This is a genomic window from Salirhabdus euzebyi (assembly GCF_014207435.1).
In the GTDB taxonomy this organism is placed as follows: domain Bacteria; phylum Bacillota; class Bacilli; order Bacillales; family Alkalibacillaceae; genus Salirhabdus; species Salirhabdus euzebyi.
Genome location: NZ_JACHGH010000011.1, coordinates 1 through 20,810 on the forward strand (window position 1 = coordinate 1; position 20,810 = coordinate 20,810).

A 20,810-nucleotide genomic window follows, 5' to 3' on the forward strand; every position below is an offset into this window, starting at 1 on the left:
AATCAATCTTAGCGTAGGCAGAATACGCAGACTCCTACGGGATAGCACGTGTCTGAAGACCCCGCAGCGGTGGTTTTCCGCGAGGAGGCTGAGGCTGTGCCAGTGGAAAGCGAAGTATTCTGCCGAAGCGGTCGTATGCACTCATCAAAATGCAAAGCTATAGTTATGTCGTAGTTTAAGGATATTTTGCAAAACAACAATCAATTAGAAAACAGTCTTAAAGAAAGAAAATGCTTGATTGGAGGGGAGAACTTGCAGCTAACAAAAGAAAAAGTTGGTTTTTATTTGTTAGGGATCATTACCCTAACACTTGGAATTACCTTAACCATACAGTCCGAATTAGGTACCTCCCCATTTGATGCGCTTCTAGTAGGTTTATATAGAACGATAGGTTTAACAATTGGTAGTTGGGAAATTGTAGTAGGTTTAACGCTAGTTTTACTTAATGCACTCATTAAATTGAATAGGCCAGAATATTTAGCACTACTTACTTCACTTGTTACCGGTGTGTTTATTGACTTTTGGATTTTCCTTTTAAGGGATTGGGTAACACCTAATGCAATAATGACGCAATACATTTGTTTGTTACTTGGAATTGTGTTGTCTGGCCTAGGAATAGCTATCTATTTACAGGCTGACTTTGCAGTAATCCCAATGGATAGGACAATGCTAATTTTACGCGATATTACTGGATTAAATGTTGCCTATACAAGAGCGATTATAAATGTGGCGTTGGTGATTGTGGCTTTTTTATTTAATGGTCCAATTGGAATAGGGACGCTTCTAAATGCAGTTTTTAGTGGAGCAATTATAGCATTTTTTATTCCTTATATTTCCAAATTTCAGGCGAATGCTTTCTATCGATCAACGACCTGATCATTTAAAGGAGAGAAGTTAATTGGAGAAGTTTATATACTTAGTTCGTCATTGTGAAGCGGAAGGACAAGATTCCAAAGCCCCGCTTACGGCAAAGGGATTTCACGATTCCTTACAATTAGTTGAATTTTTTAAAGGTTATCCTATTGAAAGAGTAATATCTAGTCCTTATACAAGAGCCGAGCAAACGATAACTCCATTAGCGAAGGCATTAAATAAAAATGTAGAATTGGACGTTAGACTCCAAGAAAGAGTATTGAGTAGTAGTAACTTGCCAAGTTGGCAGGAGAAATTAGAGCAATCATTTGAAGATCTAGATCTTAAATTTGACGGTGGGGAATCGAGTCGAGAAGCAATGGTTAGAGCTAACTCTGTCATAGAGGAAGTTTATCATAGTGGGGCAAATCATATAATAATAGTTAGTCATGGTAATTTACTAGCTTTAGTTATAAAATATTTTTGTCATTCTTTTGGGTTTGAACAATGGAAGAATATGAGCAATCCTGATGTTTTTCAACTACACTTAAATAATAATGAAGCCAAAATTAGTAGATTGTGGACAAATTAGTTCCTTTTTATTAAGAAAATTAAGTAAAATAAAGCATGGATTAATAGGCATGTCATAACATAGCTATTTAGAAAATAATGGAGGTAATAACGATGACTTTACCAAAAGCGTTAACAATTGCAGGTTCCGATAGTAGTGGTGGGGCTGGAATACAAGCCGATTTAAAAACGTTCCAAGAACACGGGGTTTATGGAATGTCTGCATTAACCGTAATTGTTGCAATGAACCCATATAACAATTGGTCACATGACGTTTTCCCAGTTGAACTTGATACCGTCCGTTCACAATTAGCAACTATTACAGAAGGTATTGGTGTGGATGCTCTAAAAACAGGTATGTTACCGACTGTGGATACCATTGAAATGGCTGCAGCTACTATAAAAAAACACGGGTTTAAAAAGGTAGTTGTGGATCCAGTTATGGTTTGTAAAGGTGCTGATGAAGTATTATATCCTGAACTTGCACATGCTCTTAGAGATATTCTCACACCCCATGCACAAATCGTAACGCCAAATTTATTTGAAGCTGGTCAGCTTAGTGGCCTAGGTAATCTTACATCTGTAGAACAAATGAAAGAAGCAGCAGCAAAAATCCATGATTTAGGTGTTGAGTATGTTCTCGTTAAAGGTGGCGGAAAGTTAGATCATCCAAACGCTGTAGACGTATTATATGATGGAAAAGAATTTGAGCTTTTAGAGGAAGAAAAGATAGATACAACGTTTACACATGGAGCTGGGTGTACATATTCGGCAGCAATAACAGCACAGCTAGCAAAAGGGACATTTCCAAAAGAAGCAGTTTATCGTGCAAAGAAATTTATTACAGCCGCTATTCGTCATTCTTTCCGATTAAATCAATACGTTGGCCCTGTTAATCATGGTGCATCCCGTTTTCACGGAGAGTAAAATAATAATAATTTGAGACCTTATCCAATTTTCGGATAAGGTTTTTTAATTAGAACCTAATATATAAGCTACATAATGGTACATGAATTTTCATTTTAACGAAGATTCATATGAAACTAAACGGCAAACGTTTACGTATATATCATATTCCATTAAAAAGGTTAGGTGGGTGGGAAAATTGGATTATAATCGACCTGAGATAGAAATACCTAAAACGCCTTTTGAAAAATTACTAGAGTTAATTTCCGTATTAATCATCTTTGTGACATTTATTTATATTATGTATGTTTGGAAAGACTTACCTGAAAATATGCCAATGCATTTTAATGCTTTCGGTGAACCAGACGCTTGGGGTCCAAAAGCATCTATATTTATGTTACCGGTTATGAGTACTTTTCTGTTTGTCTTATTATTTTTGTTAGCGAAAATCCCTTCTACCCATAACTTTCCGATAAAAGTGACAGAACAAAACGCTAAGCAGCTTTATGAATTATCGAAAAAAATGCTTGTTATAATGAATTTTGAAATAGTTTGTTTTTTCTCTTTTGCAACATGGAGTACTGTCCAAGTGGCCTTTGGAAAGGCAGGATTAGGATCGTGGTTTTTACCAGCTCTTATTATTGTCCTTTTCGGAACTATGCTTTATATGGTAATAAAAATAGTCCGTTTAAGAAATAAATGAAGCTATGGTAAAATCTTATTCGTGCTAGTTTTCAACCAACTTAAATAAGGGTATAATAGGATTATAAAGAGGTGAGAGGCGATGGAACAGTTTCAGCTCTGCCCTAAGTTTGAAAAAGCAATGAAATTATTAGGTAAACGCTGGACCGGATTAATTATTTATCAACTTTTGTTTGGGCCTCAAAGATTTTCAGAAATAGAGTCTTCACTTCCCGTAAGTGGTAGGCTTCTTTCCGAGCGACTAAAAGAGCTGGAAGAAGAAGGATTGGTCAATCGCCACGTTTATGCGGAAGTTCCTGTGAGGGTTGAATACTCCTTAACTGATAAAGGCCGTGAGCTTCAGCCTATTATAAAAGGTATAGAAAACTGGTCTGATAGATGGGTTGAGTCATCTGAACAATAAAATAGTTTAAATAATAAAAGGTTTCCCAAATGGAATTGGGAAACCTTTATTTGTTATTTTCCTCGCATTATAGGCCTTCATATGATGACATATCTTCTTATAAATTTAGCTACTACTTTTCGTTTTGTGAAGAGAAACGAAAATAATGGTGGCAAAAGCAATTATTAAACCGATACTTTGTAAAACAGAAAAGGACTGATTCAATATCATAACATCTAGCAATGCAATTTCAATAAGCATCAAATTGTTTATAACACTACTCTGAAACGCCTCCAAATATTTTTGGCTCCAGGCCCACAACGTGAAGGCGATGGAGCCATTTACAATTCCTAACCACAAAACAATGAAAACCAATTCAATCGTTATATTAGGTATACCTTCAACTAAAAACCCATATGATAGCATGCATAATGCCCCTATGCCCATAGGTGCCATCACTAATTGATTCGTGGTGTAATGCTCACGTTTTACTAAATGACGAGTAAACGATAGGTGCACTGCATATCCAATGCTAGATAATAGGACAAAAACAATACCTAAAATGTCATTAACATCAAAATGAAATGGGTAATTAAATAAGATCACACCGAGTGTAACGCCTATGATTCCAACTGTTGTTCTGATGGAAATTTTTTCTCTTAACAGAAAAACTCCTGCAACTGCTACAAAACTAACATTTCCTATGTTTAACAATAAAGAGGTTTGTGTTGGGCTAATAAAAAACTGTCCAAAGTATTGAAGACCTTGACCCATTACATATCCCGTAATCCCTAATAAGAGGATATGTTTTATTGGTAGTTTGCTAACATAATTATTCCGAAATTTGCTTTTCCAGCTTGTTATACTCCATAGGGTCAAAAAAGCGATAGAGTAACGAAGCCCGGCTAGTGTTAAAGGTTCAATTCCTTCCTCAAAGGCAAATTTGTTGAAAAAATAGGACGATGACCAAAGAATTGTAACGAGAAAGGCTGCTAGTAAAGCTAATAATCGTTTATCTTGCATGAGTAACTCCCCCTCCATTTTTATTTTAATTGCAAAAGGGAGAATAAAAAGTGTAAATTAGTATTAGTTTTTTCACCCTTTTGAGGAGGAAGATCTGAATGATCAAGCTCTTATATTATTATGTTACATTACTAGGTAATTTTGATGAGCAAAAAACGGACAATTCTATACGAACAACAAGAAGAGATTTAAGTGATATTTTTGAATGCTCTGGAAGAAATGTCATCCATCTACTTAACAAAATGGAAGAGGAAGGTTGGATTCTACGTGAGAAAGGTAACGGACGGGGTAATAAAACGAGGATTTCTTTTCTAAAGACAATTGAAGAAATTCTTTTGGATAATGTACAGAAAGCTATAAGTAATGAAGAAAGTGTTAACTTATTTCGACTATTAGAGAAATACTATTGGCTAGGTGAAAATGCACAGGGCATTATGGTGCTACTATTTGGTTTAAACAATTCTGATGGGATACAAGGTGATTCTAATGAGGAGAGTCTTACTTTTCCATATTTCCGGAAATTATTTTCGCTTGATCCTATACAAGTAAAGAGGCAAACGGAATCACATTTGATTAGAGAAATTTTTAATACCCTAGTTATCTATAACGCTAAAGCATCTCAATATAGTCCTAACATAGCCCATTATTGGGAAAGGGATTCACTAGGATGTAACTGGACATTTTATTTACGGAAGGGTGTTTTCTTTCATCACGGAAAAGAACTTACTTCCAAAGATATTAAGTTTACTTTTGAAAGAATGAAGGGCACTGATTTTGATTGGATTTTTCAATCTATTAAATCGATACAATGTGTAACAGATTATATGATTAGGTTTACACTTTCAAAGCCCCAATTTATGTGGTTAAGCATTTTATCTTCTTTTAAATGTGCTATTGTCCCATTTAATTATGGTGGGAAGAGTGCGAAGGAATTTCAACTTAAACCAATTGGAACAGGTCCTTTTCGTGTGGATAGGCATGAAGATGATTACTTGATGCTAAAAGCACACACTAGTTATTTTGAAGCTAGAGCTCATTTGGATAGGATAAATATTTTGTTTTTACCGACGATGGAAAAGTATTTTACATATCATCAGTCTACAGAAAATACAGCCGATTATTTACCTTTCCACCTAATGGATAGTGCGGAAAGTAATTATGAATCCTTTGAAAAAAGAAATTTGTCTATTAAGTATTTATTGTGGAATGTTACCAAAACGGAGTTAGACAAAGAAGAGCGAAAAAAGGTGGAAGAAGTGATCGACAAGTCACTTCTAGTAAAAGATTTAGGGTATCCAAGGCAAGAAACGGTTGGGTTCTTAATGGGAAATGTGGAGACAAATGTCCCTATAAAAACTGGATTGAATTCGGGTAGTGTGGAATTAACTATTTTAGCTCATGATTTAAAGCCGGATGTAGATGACCTTTATTATATAAAGGAGCGTTGTGAACAAAATGGGATACAAATAAAACTTGTTATAGTTCCATTTGAGGATTTTTCAAAGGATAAATATGTTCAAAAGGCAGACCTTATACTATCCGAATATGTCCTTGCTGAAAATGATGAAATGGGGTTGTTAAGCTTATTTATGTCAAAAGAAAATACATTAGATAAGGTACTGCCAGATAACTATCGTAAAGAAGTGAATGTTTTGTTAGAAAAAATATGGAGTGAGAAAGAGGAAGAACAGCGTCGCAAATTCTTCATTGCTATAGAAAATATTCTTCTCCATAATCATCTTGTTTTTCCTTTATACAGCACATATCAACGTGGATTTTTTAATCAAAACCTGTTAGGTGTAAATATTACAAATCATGGATTAGTCTCTTTCAAAGAATTGTTTTTCAGAAGGAATTAGTGGATCAGGTCCTTGACGAACTTAGCTACTACCATAGAAGGTGTAGCTAAGTTATTTATTTTAACAAAAGTCTTTTCACAAAAAAGGAGAGACTTATTACAATGAATATCCCTATAGATATTGTTGTTATAATTTCCGTAGCAGTAAGGGAAATCATGGATGCTAATTCAACAGAATAGGCAAATGTAAAGGAAGTAACTAATTTTGATAGAGTTGCAATAATTAAAAACCGTTTGATGGATACACCACTAACTCCTGCTCCAATACAAATAATTTCATCGGGTAGAATCGGTATAATAAATAGTAGTACTAAAATGAAAACTTCATTCTTCTCTACGTATTTATGGTATTGTTCTATTTTTGCTGGTTTAACAAACTTCTCAACAAACTTCATACCTCCAATTCTTGAAACCATAAACATCGTAAAAATCCCAAGTAATGTACCAGTAAAGCCGAGTAAGAAGGCTGATAATGCGCCCATGACCGAGCTAGCAGCCACTACTGTAACAGCTTCCGGTATAGGTAGTAGAATAGGCTGAATAAAGCAAATGGCAAAATAGGTTATTTTTGCAAAAACTTCATTTTCTCCCAATATAGACTCTATTCCAAAATCCTCCACTAATACAATAAAACTACTAACGTAATAGATGACACAGGTTAAGAACAAAATGATGCCATAGCAAATGGATGTAAGCTTAATTACTTTTATAAATTCCTTTCGACCAAGCAATTGGGCCGTAATCCAAATGGTGAAAATGGTGACTGACAAAAAGAAACCAATATTACGATAAAGAGGCAAAAGTGAAGGCATGCCTTCATATAGAAGGTATAGTGCAGAAATAAGAAGCACTAACTGAAATATTATTCCTTTTGTAAAACTTTGTTTTTCTATTTTAGCTATTGATCGTAAGCCCATAATATTCTCCCTGTTCTCATTCTGGCTTCCCAGCTGACTTAACATTATTATAAGTCATTAAATAATTTAAATAAAATAAAATTTTTCCTGATAAAGGTAAAAAAACACAAAAACTAGAACATCAGTTCTTGTTTTTGTGTTATAATAATCTTGTAAAAATTAAATATACATAGTGTTTGAGTTTCATAGTAATGGTAAAATTAGGTTAATAAATCGGTTTTACTGGGGGACGAATCATGAAGAAAAAATCACATTTACCATTTCGTCTTAATGTGTTGTTCTTTCTTATCTTCTTGTTATTTTCTTTATTAATTCTTCAATTAGGAGTCGTTCAAATCTTAACAGGGGAAGAGGCCCAAAGAGTACTCGACGAAACGGAAGAAACAGTTACAAGCGTTCCTGTTCCAAGGGGAGAAATGTATGATCGCAATGGAAATATAATTGTCGAAAATACACCGAAATATGCAATAACCTATACGCCTCCAAAACATGTCCAACCAGATGAAAAGCTAGATGTTGCTCAAAAACTTGCTTCTTATATTAAGAAGGATGATGGTGACGTCACAAAACGCGATAAGAAAGATTATTGGATACTAATAAACCATGAAGAGGCTTATGCCAAGCTTTCAGATGAAGAAAAGGCGGAAATGGATAACGAGGAAGAATATTATGCTGTCCTAGATAGAATAACAGATGGGGAGCTTGCTCAGCTGACAGAAGCAGACTTAGAAGTGATAGCAGTTAAAAGAGAGCTTGATCAGGCAATAGAATTGACACCGCATATTGTTAAAAATGAAGAAGTAACGGATACAGAATATGCGACAGTTGCAGAACACTTAAGTGAAATGCCAGGTGTGAATGTAACAACAGATTGGGAAAGACATTTACCCTTTCATCCAACATTCTCAAATTTTGTTGGTGGTTTAACTTCACATGACGAAGGAATCTTGAGAGATAAAGCAGATTTCTATTTAACCAGACAGTACAGTCGAAACGATCGAGTAGGGAAAAGCTTTTTAGAAGAACAATATGAAACTATTCTAAGTGGTCAAAAAGAACTTTATCGTCATATAACAGATTCACAGAATAATATTTTAGGTACAGAGCTTGTACATGAAGGAAAACAAGGGAAAAGTTTAGTCTTAACAATAGACATGGAACTTCAGAAGAAAATTGATCAGATTGTGGAGGAAGAATTGACAATAGCAATTGAAAACCATCCAGGTAAAAATAGGTTTATGAAGGATGCTTTGGTCGTAATGATGAATCCGAAAACGGGAGAGGTCTTGTCTATCACAGGTAAACGTTATTACCGAGCAACAGATGAAGAACCTGCACATGTAAAGGATGAGTCTTACCGAGTTGTTTATGACGCTCATTTACCAGGCTCTGCAATTAAAGGGGCTACTGTGTTAGCAGGATTTCAATCTGGAGTAATTAATAAATCGACTACATTTTTTGACAGACCTATTAAGATTGCTGGAACACCATGGAAAAGCTCCTATGATACATTACGTTCAGTTAACTATCTAAGTGCTTTAGAAAGATCCTCAAACGTCTTTATGTATTTTATTGCGATGCGTATGGGAGGGGACTACACTTATGTTGAGAATGCCCCTTTAGATTACGATTCAGACGCATTTAGACAAATGAGAAATTACTTTAAACAGTTTGGTTTAGGTATTGAAACAGGTATAGATCTACCTTATGAAGCTACAGGTTATGAGGGAGAAGTATATTCTCCAGGTTTTTTAATGGACTATGCTATTGGACAATATGAACCATTTACTGCTCTTCAATTAGCGCAATATATTTCGACGATTGCCAATGATGGTTATCGTGTAAAACCACATTTGGTTAAAGAAATAAGGGAGTCTAATAATAATGGTGAGCTTGGACCGATATACAAAGTGATGGAACCTGAAGTGATTAACCGTATTGAAATGGATCAGGAGTATATAGATGCCGTGCAGAACGGGCTATATCGCGTTTTTAATGGAACGAGAGGAACTGCAGCTGGAACTTTTGCAGATAAACCATATGTAGCAGCTGGAAAGACGGGGACAGCTCAAAATATGATTTATGAAAATGGTCAACTTGTGGAAGAAACAGAAAACCTAACGTTAGTTGGTTATGCACCTTACGATAACCCTGAAATTGCTTTCTCCATCATTGTACCGAATGTAGGAGTCAGAACAAGGACGGGTATTAATAACAAGATCGGCGAGAGGATTTTGGATGCTTACTTTGAGTTGAATGAAGAGAAGGAAGGAGAAGGCGAAGAAGAGGTGGATAATTAATTGAACCTAATGGCATGCAGCATCTGTTATAAAAAGGACAATTCATGATGCTGCATGCCTCTTAATAAGAGTAATTTAGTAATCATGAAGGTGTTCTTTCTTTCCAATCCAGTAAGATTTTAATTAGGTTTAAAATAGTCTGCTGATCTTGTTCACTAACTTTATATAGTTGGTGGACTAACTGAACAATCGTTTCGTTTTGAGTTGTATAATCATTAGGTTGTGCAAACCTAACTATTTCTTCTAAATTAACTTGTAATCCATTTGCAACTTTACTTACAGACTCAATTGTAGCGTTTTTTTCTCCTCGTTCTAATTGTCCAATATAAGTTGGATGTAATCCAGCCTTATGTGCGAGTTCTTCTTGGCTTAATCTTTTTGCTTTTCTCATCATTCTTATACGTTCACCAATAATTTTAGACAGTTGTTTTTCTTGCATGCCACTTTTCACCTCAGTTATTACTATACCTCGTTTTATAATCCAGACGAAGATACTTAAAATCTAATTATTTTGTATTGAAATACTATAAATATTAACGTAAGATATTTAATTAGGGGTATTTATACACCAATTGCTATAATTCGGGTTTGTTTGACAGAAACGCTTTTTATTGAGTTAGAAAAGCATTTCATTATTAAATAACCTATTTTCAAAAAAATAAACTTATTTAGATTAATAAAAAACAAAGGATGATTGCATGTTTATACAACTATCAGATAATGCCCTTATAAATGCCTATCAAAAAGCTTTGCAATTAAATTTAGAAAAAGATTTTATTATTCTATTAGAGAAAGAATTGAAAAATAGAGGTGTTAATTTAAAAGAAATTAATAAAAAGGTAGAGTAGAAGAAAAAATAAGTTCGGGGTAAAAGGTGAAAGCCATTCGTCCCATATTAGTTGAATTATTTTTCTTTAAGAAGTCTGTTAATTTATTGAAAAACAAAACTACTCTCCACTATTTATATCCTTCATGTTTATCCCTCTGTGTTGCATTTCGTTTCCCAACATGTTAATTAGCTCCTGGTCACTATCCAACAATACTGCTTTCGTAAAAATCTCAACTAGTAATTCATCTGTTAAATAAAACAATTTTAAAAAATCCCCTTTTAGCGAATGGCATTCTATCCCTTCACCTATACATAAGTATAAATTTTTAACTAATTATGTTCTATATGAAATTATTTCCATTATAAAATAGCTGGTATTGGGTATCCTATTCAAGATTCTATTTTAAGGTAGTGATATCTTGGAACAAAAAAATATAACAGCAGATCTAAGTAATTATATAAGTAAAATGTTACGGGATAACTTCGGAAAGGGACCTGAAAATGTATATGTTTCTATAGGCTTAAACTACATAACATTTTATCTAAAGAATTTTCTTTCGCCTACTGAAAAAGTTTTAATGCAAAAAGATAAAGAAAACACAGTACAAGAGACAAGAGATACAGTTATGTCTAATCTTATACCACAAATTCAGGGATATATAAAAGTTGTTACAGGTATGGAAATTAACTATTTTTTTTATGATTGGGGATTGCATAACAGATCAGGTATGATGGTTGGACTTTCATCAGATGAGACGCAAACTAATTTTCCAGTTAATGAAAATTACAAAGGAAAAGAACAACTAGAAGAGGAAATTGTAGAAATTTCCAAGGAGGCTCAAAAGACACCGGAGAATATATATTCCTGTCAATTAAATCCCAGAACTATTCTTATTATTCGAAATGGCATACTAGTAAGAATTGAAAAAGAAATCATCAGAATGGGTTTTCAGGAACATTTAAGGATTGCTAAAAGGAAGCTCGAAAAACAACTTCTGCATAACAACACGCTGTTTAATAAAATTCTTGAAACGAAGGTTAGTGATGTTTTTGTTGACTGGGATTTTGACGTGGACAAAAGTGTTATTTTATTAATTATGAATCCAAATAAACCACACAATCCCTAATGGAAGTGTGTGATTTATTTAAACCATCCTTTTCTCTTAAACCAAAAAAACATTCCAAATCCAATAACAGACATCATGAGTAAAATGAAAAAATATCCATAGTCCCATTTAAGTTCTGGCATATTTTCAAAGTTCATTCCATAAATACCAGCAATAAAAGTGAGGGGCATGAAAATAGTAGTAATCACTGTTAATACTTTTATCACTTTATTCGTTTGGTGTGAGTTTAATGATAGATAATTATCACGGATATCACTCGTTAGTTCACGGCTAGCTTCAATCATTTCAGTAAGTTTTAATAGATGATCATGAATATCTGAAAAATATTTTTCATTTTGTTTAATTCCATCCAAGTGATTGGAATTAATCATTCTGTAAATTAAATCCCTCATAGGTAGTACAGTATGCCTGAGTTTAAGGAAGGAATGCCTTATTTCAAATAATTGGTCCAGCATTTCCTCCATGGAAAGATTCCTAGTGTTATTTTCTATTTGATTTAAATCATCCTCAAGCTTATAAATAATCGGAAAATAATAATCAACAAATTTATCTATTAGATGATAAAGAATAATGGGTGGATTCCATATTTCGTGATTTGCAGTAGCGATAAATCTATCCCATACCTCATCAACATGACTTGAATGTAGAAGATGAAAAGAAACAAGAAAATTTTCACCTAGAAAAAAATTTACTTCTTCCTTTGAAAGTTCAACCTCATTTACACTATGGGTTACAAAAAATGTGTAACTATCATAATAGTCAAGCTTAGGTCTTTGTAATTTATTAATGCAATCTTCTATTGAAAGGGGATGGAAGCCAAAGTGTTGATCTAACATTTCGATTTCATTTCTTGTAGGTGAACTGAAATCTACCCAGTACCAAGCTATGTCTTTATCCCTTAACCCTTGTAGTGTTGCATTAGATATTATCTTCCCATGTTTATTTATTGCTACAATTTTAATCATAAAACAACCTCTTTGTTTATTTGTCTACAATCAGTATTTCCAAATGTACATTTCTTAAAAGAAGAGAACTTTGCATATAAAATGTTCATTTAGAAGAAAATAAAATCGGAGGTGTTAGATTTGAAGCATTCGTTACCTTTGGGTATAAAATTTCTAATCATAGCAATCGTTTTTTTCTCTATATTTGCAGCTTTTGATAACGCTACTGTTTGGAATGTACTCGTTGTTAGTGCTTTGTTTGTTGTAATAGGCTATTTCGTAGGTGACTTAATCATACTTAAACGTTTCGGGAATTTGATGGCTACTTTGGCTGATTTTGGATTGGCATTTTTAGTATTGTTTTTTTATGGAACTTTCCTTAATGAGCCGACATGGGCAGTAGGTAATGCAGCTTTATTTAGTGCTTTTTTTGTTGCAATGGCAGAAGCGTTATACCATTTTTATTTACAGAATAGAGTTTTTGGTGAACCAAGCTACTCAGATAAAGATGTTCATATAAGGTCGTTACCAGAAAGAAAACTAAGAGTGGAAACTTCAGAAGAGGTATTTCCATATGATGTAAAAAGGAAGCGAGAAGATAAAGAAGAGGATTAAAAAAGGCAGCCATTTAATGTGGCTGCCGAATATCATGATTGCTGAAACTCTCTTCTTTTTTTCAAATCGGGTAGTATTCGCCTAATAATAAGTAAACTGCTCATCCCCAATGCAAAAATAAGAAAAGTCATTAATTCTTTACTGAAAATAGCCCCGAGAGATATGTATATGGCACTTAGCATCATAGAACCGTTAAATACTAAGCCATTAATGGCCATATACGAGCTTCTTTTGTCATCGGTTGGGATACTTGCTAAAAAATCGGACTGGATAGGTACTCTCATTAATTCTCCTATTGTTGCAACTGTCATAAAGAAAAAAAGTACCCATATATTATTTACATAACTTACGACAGTGTATCCAACAGTAAAAATAAAGATAGCTGTTAATAAGGTTCGATCCTCTCTAAATTTCATAATCCATCGTGTTATAAAAACGGTTAAGAGCACCACAATAATAGTGTTTTCAGCCTTTAAGAAACCAACCATCTCTACCCCAGTAACATCAAAATGAAAGATCGGTTGTGTTGGCATTTCGTCATTTAAACGGACCCCTATGTAATTTTCCATCTGATTTTCTACAGATTGCATTAACATACCAGCTAAAACAAAGTAGAGAAATAGTTTGTCGCTTGCTACTTCTTTGTAGCTTTTCACCATACTTCTAATAATCTTCTTTTGTTTTGTTTTCGCTTCCTTTATAAGAAGTGTTTCTTTGATGAAAAAGATAACAAGTATATTAGCCAAAAAACTAGTAAAGGATAGGAGGATTAATAATTCAAATAAATAGTTTTTGAATGTTAAGGCACCTATAATTCCACCTACAGCAAAAGCTAAATTAAAGCTCCAATAAATTAAGGAGTATACACCTTTTCTTTCTTTTGGTTTTGTAATATCTATAATCATGGCATCGGCTGCTGGGCCATCTAAACCTAATGAAGCCCCTACTAAAAGCGCCATTAAGAATGTAAGCTCTGGAGAAGTTAAGATAGGTGAATTGGCAATAGCCATTACAATAAATGCAACCATTCTAATTAATCCTGCCAAGACCATTAACTTTTTTCTACCTACTTGATCGGCGTAATAACCACCGTAAAGACCAACAATCATACCAATAATTACGTTAACAACTAGCAAAATACCAGTTAACTTCGCCCCAAAATGTTGGGAAAAGTATATTGCCATAAAAGGAAAAATGGCTCCTGCGACGATGTCTGAGAAAAAGATATGAGCAATGCGGATTTTAATATTTCGATGATAATTTCTAAATCTAGCCATTCGAGACTCCTTTCCGAAATAGAGTATTAAGATTTTAGCACAACAAAGGTGACGTCACTATATTTTAGAATCGTATTTTGTATTGGTCTAAATAAAAGTGTTTTGCATATGACATTATTAATAGGGGATAAAATGGATTAGTTGCAGTGTGATATCAAATGCATTTACGATAGTAAAAAGGAGGTTTCGTCATGAAGGCTATAGTACATAAAGGCTTTAACGATTTATCATCCATTTATATGACAGAAATGAAGGAGAATTCTCCCAAAAAAGGTGAAGTAAAAATACAATTGAAAGCAGCTGGATTAAATCATCGGGATTTACTGATTCCGAATAGAAGGTCTGAGGAAGATCCTGCACTAATTTTAGGCTCAGATGGTGCAGGCATTATTCAACAACTAGGAGAAGGAGTTACCAATGTTCAGGTGGGTGATGAGGTAGTCATTAATCCGGGGATTGGTTGGAAAGAAAATAGTGAAGCTCCCCCAGATGGTTTTGAAATATTAGGTATGCCGGCTCACGGAACTTTTGCGGAAACCGTTGTTGTGCCTGTAGAGAGTGTAGCACGAAAACCACAGTTTTTGACATGGGAGGAGTCAGCTGTTATGCCTCTCGCAGCTTTAACAGCCTATCGAGTTGTCTTTACTAGGGCAAAAGTGAAAGAAGGACAAACTGTTTTTATTCCTGGAATTGGTAGTGGTGTTGCAACGTATATATTGCAGTATGTTAAAGCGCTGGGGGCAAAGGCTATTGTTTCTTCACGGCAGGAAGATAAGCTAAGTATGGCCAAGAAACTAGGAGCAGATCTTGCCATTCATACAAACAGTAACTGGGATGATGAATTATCGAACGAACATATTGACATTGTGATTGAGTGTATTGGAGCTGCAACCTTTAATCGTTCTCTATCTCAATTGCGAAAGGGAGGCACAATTGTAGCATTTGGTGCTTCTGCAGGTGATGAGGTGAAGTTAGATTTACGTAGTTTCTTTTATGGGCAATATAATTTACTTGGCTCCACGATGGGATCACATGAAGAGTTTCTAGAAATGCTAACCTTTATAGAAAAGCACAATATTAAGCCGATAATAGATAAAGTTTTCCCATTAGAAGAAGGTAAAGCAGCATTTGAATACTTAGAGAGTGCCAAACAATTTGGTAAAGTTGCCATCAAAATTGCAGAATAAACATATAAACCCACTCTTAATAGAGTGGGTTGCTTCTTTTATAACGGCATAATAAACAATATGATCATAAAAAAGTGAGCAATGGAACCTGCCATAACAAACAAGTGGAAAATTTCATGGAAACCGAATTTGTTTGGGAAGAAATCTAGTTTTTTGGTAGAGTATATAATTCCACCTATTGTATAAGCTACCCCTCCAGCAATCATTAAAATAATAGCGTTAATTGGTAACTTATCCATAAGCTGTCCGAATGGCACGACAGCAACCCAGCCTAGTGAAATGTAGAAAATAGTAGAAATAGACCTTGGTGCGTGAATAAACCAAACTTTTAGTAAGACTCCCATTAATGCTAACCCCCATACAGCAGATAGCATCGTCCATTTCCAGACACCTTCAAGACCAAAATAAAAAACCGGTGTATAGGAGCCAGCAATAAAAATATAAATGGATATGTGATCAATTTTTTTTAACATTAATTGTTTTTTCGGAGATGTTTGGACCCAATGATAGAGGGAACTTGCTCCATATAATAAAATTAAACTAACTCCATATATCGTCATAGTCGTTAATTTTGAAGGACTATTCCAAGATAAAACGATAAGAAACACTAATCCGACAATACCAGCCAGAAAGGTAATAAAATGGGTCAACGTATTAACAGGTTCTCTCATTTTTAAAAAACTCATAACCAATCTTCACTCTCCTCATCTCATCTTTTACATAATAATGCTAATGCAAATCCCATTATAATTCATTACACTAAATCTTTAAAGAACTACTGCTTGATGGAATAAAATCAATTTATCATCTTTTGCAATCTATTGAATGTAAACGAATCATCCTGTAGTATTTGTTTGAAACATGTAATGGAAAAATTTCACGCTCATCATATAAGGGGATAGGAAAAATGAAGGTTACGGGTTTTAATCATATAACACTTAACGTTTCGGATCTTAAGCAATCACTAGAATTTTATCTAGGAATACTTGGAATAGAGTTAGTGCATAAAGGTCGGATGGATGCCTATTTAGAATGGGGAAGTGTATGGATATGTTTACAGGAAAGGAAGGACTATCCTAACTACGGAGTTCCGCAAATAGGAGTGGATCATATCGCATTTTCAATAGAGGAAATTAACTTTCATCATGCAGTAGAACATTTAAAAAAGAATAATGTTCCAATCGTAAGAGAGCCTTTTGAAAAAGGAAAAGGTTGGGTTGTTAATTTCCTGGACCCTGATGGTATACAATTAGAGTTACATACTTCTAACTTATCTGAACGGATGACTGTTTGGAAATAGGGGGGTGAACTTATGAGGATAATATCAATCTGTCCAAGTAATACGGAAATACTTGCATATTTAGGGCTGACTTCTCAAGTAGTGGGAGTAGATGATTTTTCTGATTGGCCAAATGGAATCAACCATTTACCGCGCCTCGGTCCCGACCTAAATATTAACATGGATAAAGTAGAACAATTAAAACCAGACATAGTCCTTGCTTCTCTTAGTGTACCAGGCATGGAAAAGATGGTTGAAGAACTTGAAAAAAGAAAAATTCCCCATATTACGTTGAATCCAAATTCTTTAGAAGAAATCGGTAATAGCCTTCTTCTCGTTGGGAAACATCTCGGAGTAGAAGATCAGGCCAAGCATGTATTCCAAAAATATAATCGTATTTTAGAAACCTATCGAAAACTTTCCCATGACATCGCACAAAAACGAAAGCTTTATTGGGAATGGTGGCCGAAGCCCGTATTTACTCCTGGAAAACACAATTGGTTAACGGAAATTAGTGAGTTGGCTGGGGGAATCAATGTTTTTTCTACTGAAAATGTTGCTAGTTTTTCCACTAGTTGGGAGGATGTTAAATCAAGGGATCCAGATTATATTTGTATGGTTTGGGTTGGGGTCCAAACAGAAAAAATGAATCCTTCACTTATTAGAAAACGACCAGGCTGGCACGAGATGAGAGCAATAAAAGGGGATAAAATTATTATTTTAGATGAAGATTTATATTGCAGACCTTCCCCACGCCTAATGGTAGGATTACAAAAGTTAGCAGCAATCCTCCATCCTGAAAAATTTCCACCGTATGAACTGGGAGATTCCCTTCTGGACTGATAGAAGGCTAATATCATTTGGAGTTTATCTTGCCTTAAATATAACTAAGATTTAATACTTCTCAATAGTGGATATATCATATATAATTATACCAATTTTCAAAATTTATCATCATGGGTAGGTTAAATATATGGAAGTTAATTCGTATGAAAAAGTAACACCAACTATAAACCGGTCCGGTGAAGCAATCCGGGCAGGTGCAGTGGCTGGTTTTCCGATTTTTTTAGGTTATTTGCCTATCGCTATTACATATGGTGTATTAGCAGTTCAGTCGGGTTTGAGTATTTTGCAATTAACCTTAATGAGTGTTTTAGTATTTGCAGGTGCGTCCCAATTCATGGGTGCTAAAATGATTGGTACAGGTGCAGCAGCTATTGAAATTGTTATTGCAACTTTTGTTTTAAATTTTAGGCATTTTGTGATGAGTTTGTCATTCATGAATAAGGCCAGACCATTGCCACTTAAATGGAAGATTCCTCTTTCGTTAGGTTTAACCGATGAAACCTTTGCTGTTTCCTCTTTACATGGAGAGGAAGCAAAAAAAGAAAAGGGGAAGCTTTTTTACGCTACTTTAATTATCTTTGCTTATTCATCATGGGTTGGTGGTTCCTTTTTAGGTGGGGTTCTTGGTGAAGTTATTCCTGAACGTTTAAGTCAGAGTATGGGGATTGCTTTGTATGCTATGTTTATCGGACTCCTCGTTCCCTCCGTAAAAAAAGAGTGGCGTGTGGGACTTATTGCTCTTATTAGTATGCTACTAAACTTTGCTTTTGTGCATTTGCATATTAGTGAAGGTTGGGCAATTGTGCTAGCAACAATTATTGGTGGTTCCTTTGGTATCTTTTTGTTAAAGGAGGAAAAATCATGATATGGACCGTTATTATAGGTATGTCGATTGTGACTTTGCTTCCGCGTTTAATCCCAGTTTTTATCGTGGACAAAGCCTCTTATCCAGTTTGGGTAAATAGATGGTTGGATGCGATTCCATATGCTGCACTCGGTGCATTGATTTTCCCCGGGATCATGAGTGTTATTCCTGATAAACCTCTTTTTGGATTATTAGGCGGAATTATCGCGATAGGCATTGCTTTTTTTGAAGTTAATGTTATCTTTTCTGTTTTAGGTGCCATTTTAACTGTCTTTTTATTAACCGTGTAATATCACCATACATTCCTCATTCTCATAAAATGTATAGACTTTTTAACTTAGGAGAGGAATGTGTGAAATGTACAGGCAAAATTTTGGAGAAATGCCTAACTTATCTCTACAACAATCACTAATGGATTTTCCATTTGGAGGCGGACAATTTCCTAATCAGCAGCCATTGCAACCCCCAAGTCAATTACCTGGACCACCTTCTATGTTACCTTCTCAGGTTGACCAAGGGCAATTTGGAGCTCAGCTTGGTGGACCTACTGTTCAAGCTGTTGATCCTGGATCATTTTATGGATGTTTAAGAAAGGTCACTTTTGTTCGTTTGACAAATGGCAGAAGGTTTTGGTTTTATCCAACCTATATTGGGAGGGTGTCTGTAGCTGGGTATAGGTGGAATAGACGGTCCCAAAGGTGGATTTACACAGGGTTTGATGCAAACAGCGTTGATTCTTTTCAATGTTATTAATGTTCTATATGCTGCATGGGAAAACTTCTCTGCAGCATATATTATTTTTGAGGGGAGATGAGGAATATGGTTTTTATTCGACAGGCTAGTCTTCCAGATGCTGGTCAAATAGCTAAGGTTCATGTAGAAAGCTGGAAATCTACTTATAAAGATATTGTAGTTCAAGAAGATCTGAATCATGTTTTATCCTATGAAAAAAGAAAAGTGTTATGGGAAACGGTTTTAAAATCTAATTCGAATGATAAAATCCTTTATGTTGCCGAAAGCGAAGATCAAAAAATAGTTGGTTTTATTTCTGGTGGTACGGAACGATCAAAAAAATTCAATTATGATGGAGAAATTTATGCCATTTATATATTAGAGGATTATCAAGGTATGGGAATTGGGAAGATGCTTCTAGATGCTTTTAAAAAAGAAGCAGAAGAAAAAGGGCATCAATCCATATTAGTATGGGTATTAACAGCGAATCCTTCCAAAAAGTTTTATGAAAGGTTTGGCGCTAAACCAATAGAGGCAGATGAAATTACAATTGGTGATGGTACATATGAGGAAACTGCATACGGTTGGGAAAACATATTGTCTATTCGTGAATGAGCATAGAAAAAGCAGGGTTCTATACCTTTCCCTGCTTTTTCTTCTTAACTCGGATAAGGCTCAATGTGAAGGTGAGCGTGCTTTACCCCGTATTTTTTCTCTAAATGTATTTCCACTTCATCTGTAATGTGATGGCTTTCCTCTACGGTTAGTTGTGGGTTAACCAAAATGGTGGCCTCTAGTAAAACTTGATTACCATGTTTCCGTGCTTTTATATCTTTTACTTTTTCCACTCCGTGAACGTTTGAAATACTCTTCTTTATTTCTTTAATTTCTTTACTGTCAAACCCATCTGTTAATGTATGAGTAGCATCCCAAAAAATACCTACTGCCGTTTTAATAATAAGTAAACCTACAAGGATACCCGCAACCAAATCTAACCAATGTACTCCCATTATGCTGCCCAAGATGCCGACAACAGCACCTATACTGACGAGAGCATCTGATAAGTTATCTTGAGACTGTGCATAAATGGCACTACTATTAATGTTTTTTGCTAATTTCCTGTTAAAACGATATACACCAAACATGACGATGGCACTAAAACCAGCAGCATAAGCAGTTATGATACTCGGTGTTTCTGTTTGGTTTTGAATGAGCTTCGTTACTGTATTGATTACGACTTCTAAACCTACAGTTATCATAATAAATGCAGCAATTAGAGACGCTATTGATTCTGCCCTGTAGTGTCCGTAGTGATGGTCTTTATCAGGTGGTTTACGTGATATTTTAAGACCGATTAGAACCGCAACAGATGCAACGACGTCAGTCGCATTGTTTAACCCATCTGCTCTTAAGGCAGCAGAGCCACCGATATATGCAACTGTTAACTTAAGGGCAGATAAAACTAGGTAAGCGGAAATACTTAACCAAGCACCTTTTTCTCCCCGCTTTAGATTGTCATACTCTTGCATAGCTTTTCCTCCGATACTACTCAGTACATTTACATAGCTTATCAAAACTTGTCTCATTGAGTCTAGAGAA

Annotated in this window: 25 protein-coding genes; 17 read left to right on the top strand and 8 right to left on the bottom strand. The window is 34.9% G+C overall.

Going from position 1 to position 20,810, the window contains the following annotated elements:
• Positions 1–252: 252 nt before the first annotated feature.
• The 5 genes from HNQ94_RS15285 to HNQ94_RS15305 all read left to right on the top strand — a co-directional run bounded on the left by HNQ94_RS15285 (position 253) and on the right by HNQ94_RS15305 (position 3,433).
• Positions 253–876 (top strand): YczE/YyaS/YitT family protein, encoded by a 624-nt coding sequence (locus HNQ94_RS15285; RefSeq protein WP_174497122.1) that lies wholly within the window; start codon positions 253–255, stop codon positions 874–876.
• 22 nt (positions 877–898) lie between these two features.
• Positions 899–1,444: a histidine phosphatase family protein gene (locus HNQ94_RS15290; RefSeq protein ID WP_174497123.1), complete on the top strand. Its 546-nt coding sequence runs from the start codon at positions 899–901 to the stop codon at positions 1,442–1,444.
• A 92-nt stretch (positions 1,445–1,536) separates the two neighbouring features.
• The gene (locus HNQ94_RS15295) at positions 1,537–2,349 is read left to right on the top strand and encodes a bifunctional hydroxymethylpyrimidine kinase/phosphomethylpyrimidine kinase (protein ID WP_174497124.1); all 813 of its coding nucleotides are present in this window, start codon (positions 1,537–1,539) and stop codon (positions 2,347–2,349) included.
• A 178-nt stretch (positions 2,350–2,527) separates the two neighbouring features.
• On the top strand, positions 2,528–3,031 hold the full coding sequence (locus HNQ94_RS15300) for a DUF1648 domain-containing protein (protein WP_174497125.1): 504 nt from the start codon (positions 2,528–2,530) through the stop codon (positions 3,029–3,031).
• Between the two features lie 81 nt (positions 3,032–3,112).
• The gene (locus HNQ94_RS15305; RefSeq protein ID WP_174497126.1) at positions 3,113–3,433 is read left to right on the top strand and encodes a winged helix-turn-helix transcriptional regulator; all 321 of its coding nucleotides are present in this window, start codon (positions 3,113–3,115) and stop codon (positions 3,431–3,433) included.
• A 105-nt stretch (positions 3,434–3,538) separates the two neighbouring features.
• On the opposite strand, the gene HNQ94_RS15310 is transcribed toward HNQ94_RS15305, so the two are convergent.
• On the bottom strand, positions 3,539–4,435 hold the full coding sequence (locus HNQ94_RS15310; RefSeq protein WP_174497127.1) for a DMT family transporter: 897 nt from the start codon (positions 4,433–4,435) through the stop codon (positions 3,539–3,541).
• A 98-nt stretch (positions 4,436–4,533) separates the two neighbouring features.
• Here HNQ94_RS15310 and HNQ94_RS15315 point away from each other — a divergent pair, with 98 nt between their 5' ends.
• Positions 4,534–6,294, top strand: coding sequence for an ABC transporter substrate-binding protein (locus HNQ94_RS15315; protein ID WP_174497128.1), 1,761 nt, complete (start codon positions 4,534–4,536; stop codon positions 6,292–6,294).
• A gap of 55 nt (positions 6,295–6,349) precedes the next feature.
• Here the strand turns inward: HNQ94_RS15315 and HNQ94_RS15320 are convergent, their stop codons facing one another.
• The gene (locus HNQ94_RS15320; protein WP_174497129.1) at positions 6,350–7,210 is read right to left on the bottom strand and encodes a TVP38/TMEM64 family protein; all 861 of its coding nucleotides are present in this window, start codon (positions 7,208–7,210) and stop codon (positions 6,350–6,352) included.
• A gap of 236 nt (positions 7,211–7,446) precedes the next feature.
• Here HNQ94_RS15320 and HNQ94_RS15325 point away from each other — a divergent pair, with 236 nt between their 5' ends.
• Complete coding sequence (locus HNQ94_RS15325) at positions 7,447–9,510, top strand: peptidoglycan D,D-transpeptidase FtsI family protein (protein ID WP_174497130.1); 2,064 nt, start codon at positions 7,447–7,449, stop codon at positions 9,508–9,510.
• Between the two features lie 82 nt (positions 9,511–9,592).
• On the opposite strand, the gene HNQ94_RS15330 is transcribed toward HNQ94_RS15325, so the two are convergent.
• Positions 9,593–9,949: a helix-turn-helix domain-containing protein gene (locus HNQ94_RS15330; protein ID WP_174497131.1), complete on the bottom strand. Its 357-nt coding sequence runs from the start codon at positions 9,947–9,949 to the stop codon at positions 9,593–9,595.
• A 259-nt stretch (positions 9,950–10,208) separates the two neighbouring features.
• On the opposite strand from HNQ94_RS15330, the gene sda (HNQ94_RS15335) reads away from it, so the two are divergent.
• Positions 10,209–10,358, top strand: a complete 150-nt coding sequence (gene sda, locus HNQ94_RS15335) for a sporulation histidine kinase inhibitor Sda (RefSeq protein WP_174497132.1) — start codon at positions 10,209–10,211, stop codon at positions 10,356–10,358.
• A gap of 99 nt (positions 10,359–10,457) precedes the next feature.
• Here the strand turns inward: sda (HNQ94_RS15335) and sda (HNQ94_RS15340) are convergent, their stop codons facing one another.
• On the bottom strand, positions 10,458–10,601 hold the full coding sequence (gene sda / locus HNQ94_RS15340; RefSeq protein ID WP_174497133.1) for a sporulation histidine kinase inhibitor Sda: 144 nt from the start codon (positions 10,599–10,601) through the stop codon (positions 10,458–10,460).
• A 157-nt stretch (positions 10,602–10,758) separates the two neighbouring features.
• On the opposite strand from sda (HNQ94_RS15340), the gene HNQ94_RS15345 reads away from it, so the two are divergent.
• Positions 10,759–11,466, top strand: coding sequence for a Na-translocating system protein MpsC family protein (locus HNQ94_RS15345; RefSeq protein ID WP_174497134.1), 708 nt, complete (start codon positions 10,759–10,761; stop codon positions 11,464–11,466).
• Between the two features lie 14 nt (positions 11,467–11,480).
• Here HNQ94_RS15345 and corA read toward each other — a convergent pair whose 3' ends face one another.
• Positions 11,481–12,431: a magnesium/cobalt transporter CorA gene (corA, locus tag HNQ94_RS15350; RefSeq protein ID WP_174497135.1), complete on the bottom strand. Its 951-nt coding sequence runs from the start codon at positions 12,429–12,431 to the stop codon at positions 11,481–11,483.
• Positions 12,432–12,551: 120 nt separating this feature from the next.
• On the opposite strand from corA, the gene HNQ94_RS15355 reads away from it, so the two are divergent.
• Positions 12,552–13,025 carry a YndM family protein gene (locus tag HNQ94_RS15355; RefSeq protein WP_174497136.1) on the top strand — a complete coding sequence of 158 codons (474 nt, stop codon included), beginning with the start codon at positions 12,552–12,554 and terminating at the stop codon, positions 13,023–13,025.
• Between the two features lie 32 nt (positions 13,026–13,057).
• Here the strand turns inward: HNQ94_RS15355 and HNQ94_RS15360 are convergent, their stop codons facing one another.
• Complete coding sequence (locus tag HNQ94_RS15360; RefSeq protein ID WP_174497137.1) at positions 13,058–14,302, bottom strand: MDR family MFS transporter; 1,245 nt, start codon at positions 14,300–14,302, stop codon at positions 13,058–13,060.
• A gap of 191 nt (positions 14,303–14,493) precedes the next feature.
• On the opposite strand from HNQ94_RS15360, the gene HNQ94_RS15365 reads away from it, so the two are divergent.
• The gene (locus HNQ94_RS15365; RefSeq protein ID WP_174497138.1) at positions 14,494–15,489 is read left to right on the top strand and encodes a zinc-binding dehydrogenase; all 996 of its coding nucleotides are present in this window, start codon (positions 14,494–14,496) and stop codon (positions 15,487–15,489) included.
• A gap of 38 nt (positions 15,490–15,527) precedes the next feature.
• On the opposite strand, the gene trhA is transcribed toward HNQ94_RS15365, so the two are convergent.
• Complete coding sequence (gene trhA / locus HNQ94_RS15370; RefSeq protein WP_174497231.1) at positions 15,528–16,175, bottom strand: PAQR family membrane homeostasis protein TrhA; 648 nt, start codon at positions 16,173–16,175, stop codon at positions 15,528–15,530.
• Positions 16,176–16,396: 221 nt separating this feature from the next.
• On the opposite strand from trhA, the gene HNQ94_RS15375 reads away from it, so the two are divergent.
• The 6 genes from HNQ94_RS15375 to HNQ94_RS15400 all read left to right on the top strand — a co-directional run bounded on the left by HNQ94_RS15375 (position 16,397) and on the right by HNQ94_RS15400 (position 19,826).
• Positions 16,397–16,789 carry a VOC family protein gene (locus tag HNQ94_RS15375; RefSeq protein WP_174497139.1) on the top strand — a complete coding sequence of 131 codons (393 nt, stop codon included), beginning with the start codon at positions 16,397–16,399 and terminating at the stop codon, positions 16,787–16,789.
• A gap of 12 nt (positions 16,790–16,801) precedes the next feature.
• On the top strand, positions 16,802–17,611 hold the full coding sequence (locus HNQ94_RS15380; RefSeq protein ID WP_174497140.1) for a cobalamin-binding protein: 810 nt from the start codon (positions 16,802–16,804) through the stop codon (positions 17,609–17,611).
• A gap of 130 nt (positions 17,612–17,741) precedes the next feature.
• Positions 17,742–18,479 (top strand): AzlC family ABC transporter permease, encoded by a 738-nt coding sequence (locus tag HNQ94_RS15385; protein WP_174497141.1) that lies wholly within the window; start codon positions 17,742–17,744, stop codon positions 18,477–18,479.
• Positions 18,476–18,769, top strand: coding sequence for a branched-chain amino acid transport AzlD family protein (locus HNQ94_RS15390; RefSeq protein WP_174497142.1), 294 nt, complete (start codon positions 18,476–18,478; stop codon positions 18,767–18,769). The genes HNQ94_RS15385 and HNQ94_RS15390 overlap by 4 nt, the downstream gene beginning before the upstream one ends.
• A gap of 67 nt (positions 18,770–18,836) precedes the next feature.
• Complete coding sequence (locus HNQ94_RS15395) at positions 18,837–19,232, top strand: hypothetical protein (protein ID WP_174497143.1); 396 nt, start codon at positions 18,837–18,839, stop codon at positions 19,230–19,232.
• A 66-nt stretch (positions 19,233–19,298) separates the two neighbouring features.
• Positions 19,299–19,826, top strand: coding sequence for a GNAT family N-acetyltransferase (locus tag HNQ94_RS15400; RefSeq protein WP_174497144.1), 528 nt, complete (start codon positions 19,299–19,301; stop codon positions 19,824–19,826).
• Between the two features lie 44 nt (positions 19,827–19,870).
• On the opposite strand, the gene HNQ94_RS15405 is transcribed toward HNQ94_RS15400, so the two are convergent.
• Positions 19,871–20,740: a cation diffusion facilitator family transporter gene (locus HNQ94_RS15405; protein ID WP_174497145.1), complete on the bottom strand. Its 870-nt coding sequence runs from the start codon at positions 20,738–20,740 to the stop codon at positions 19,871–19,873.
• Positions 20,741–20,810: the final 70 nt, after the last annotated feature.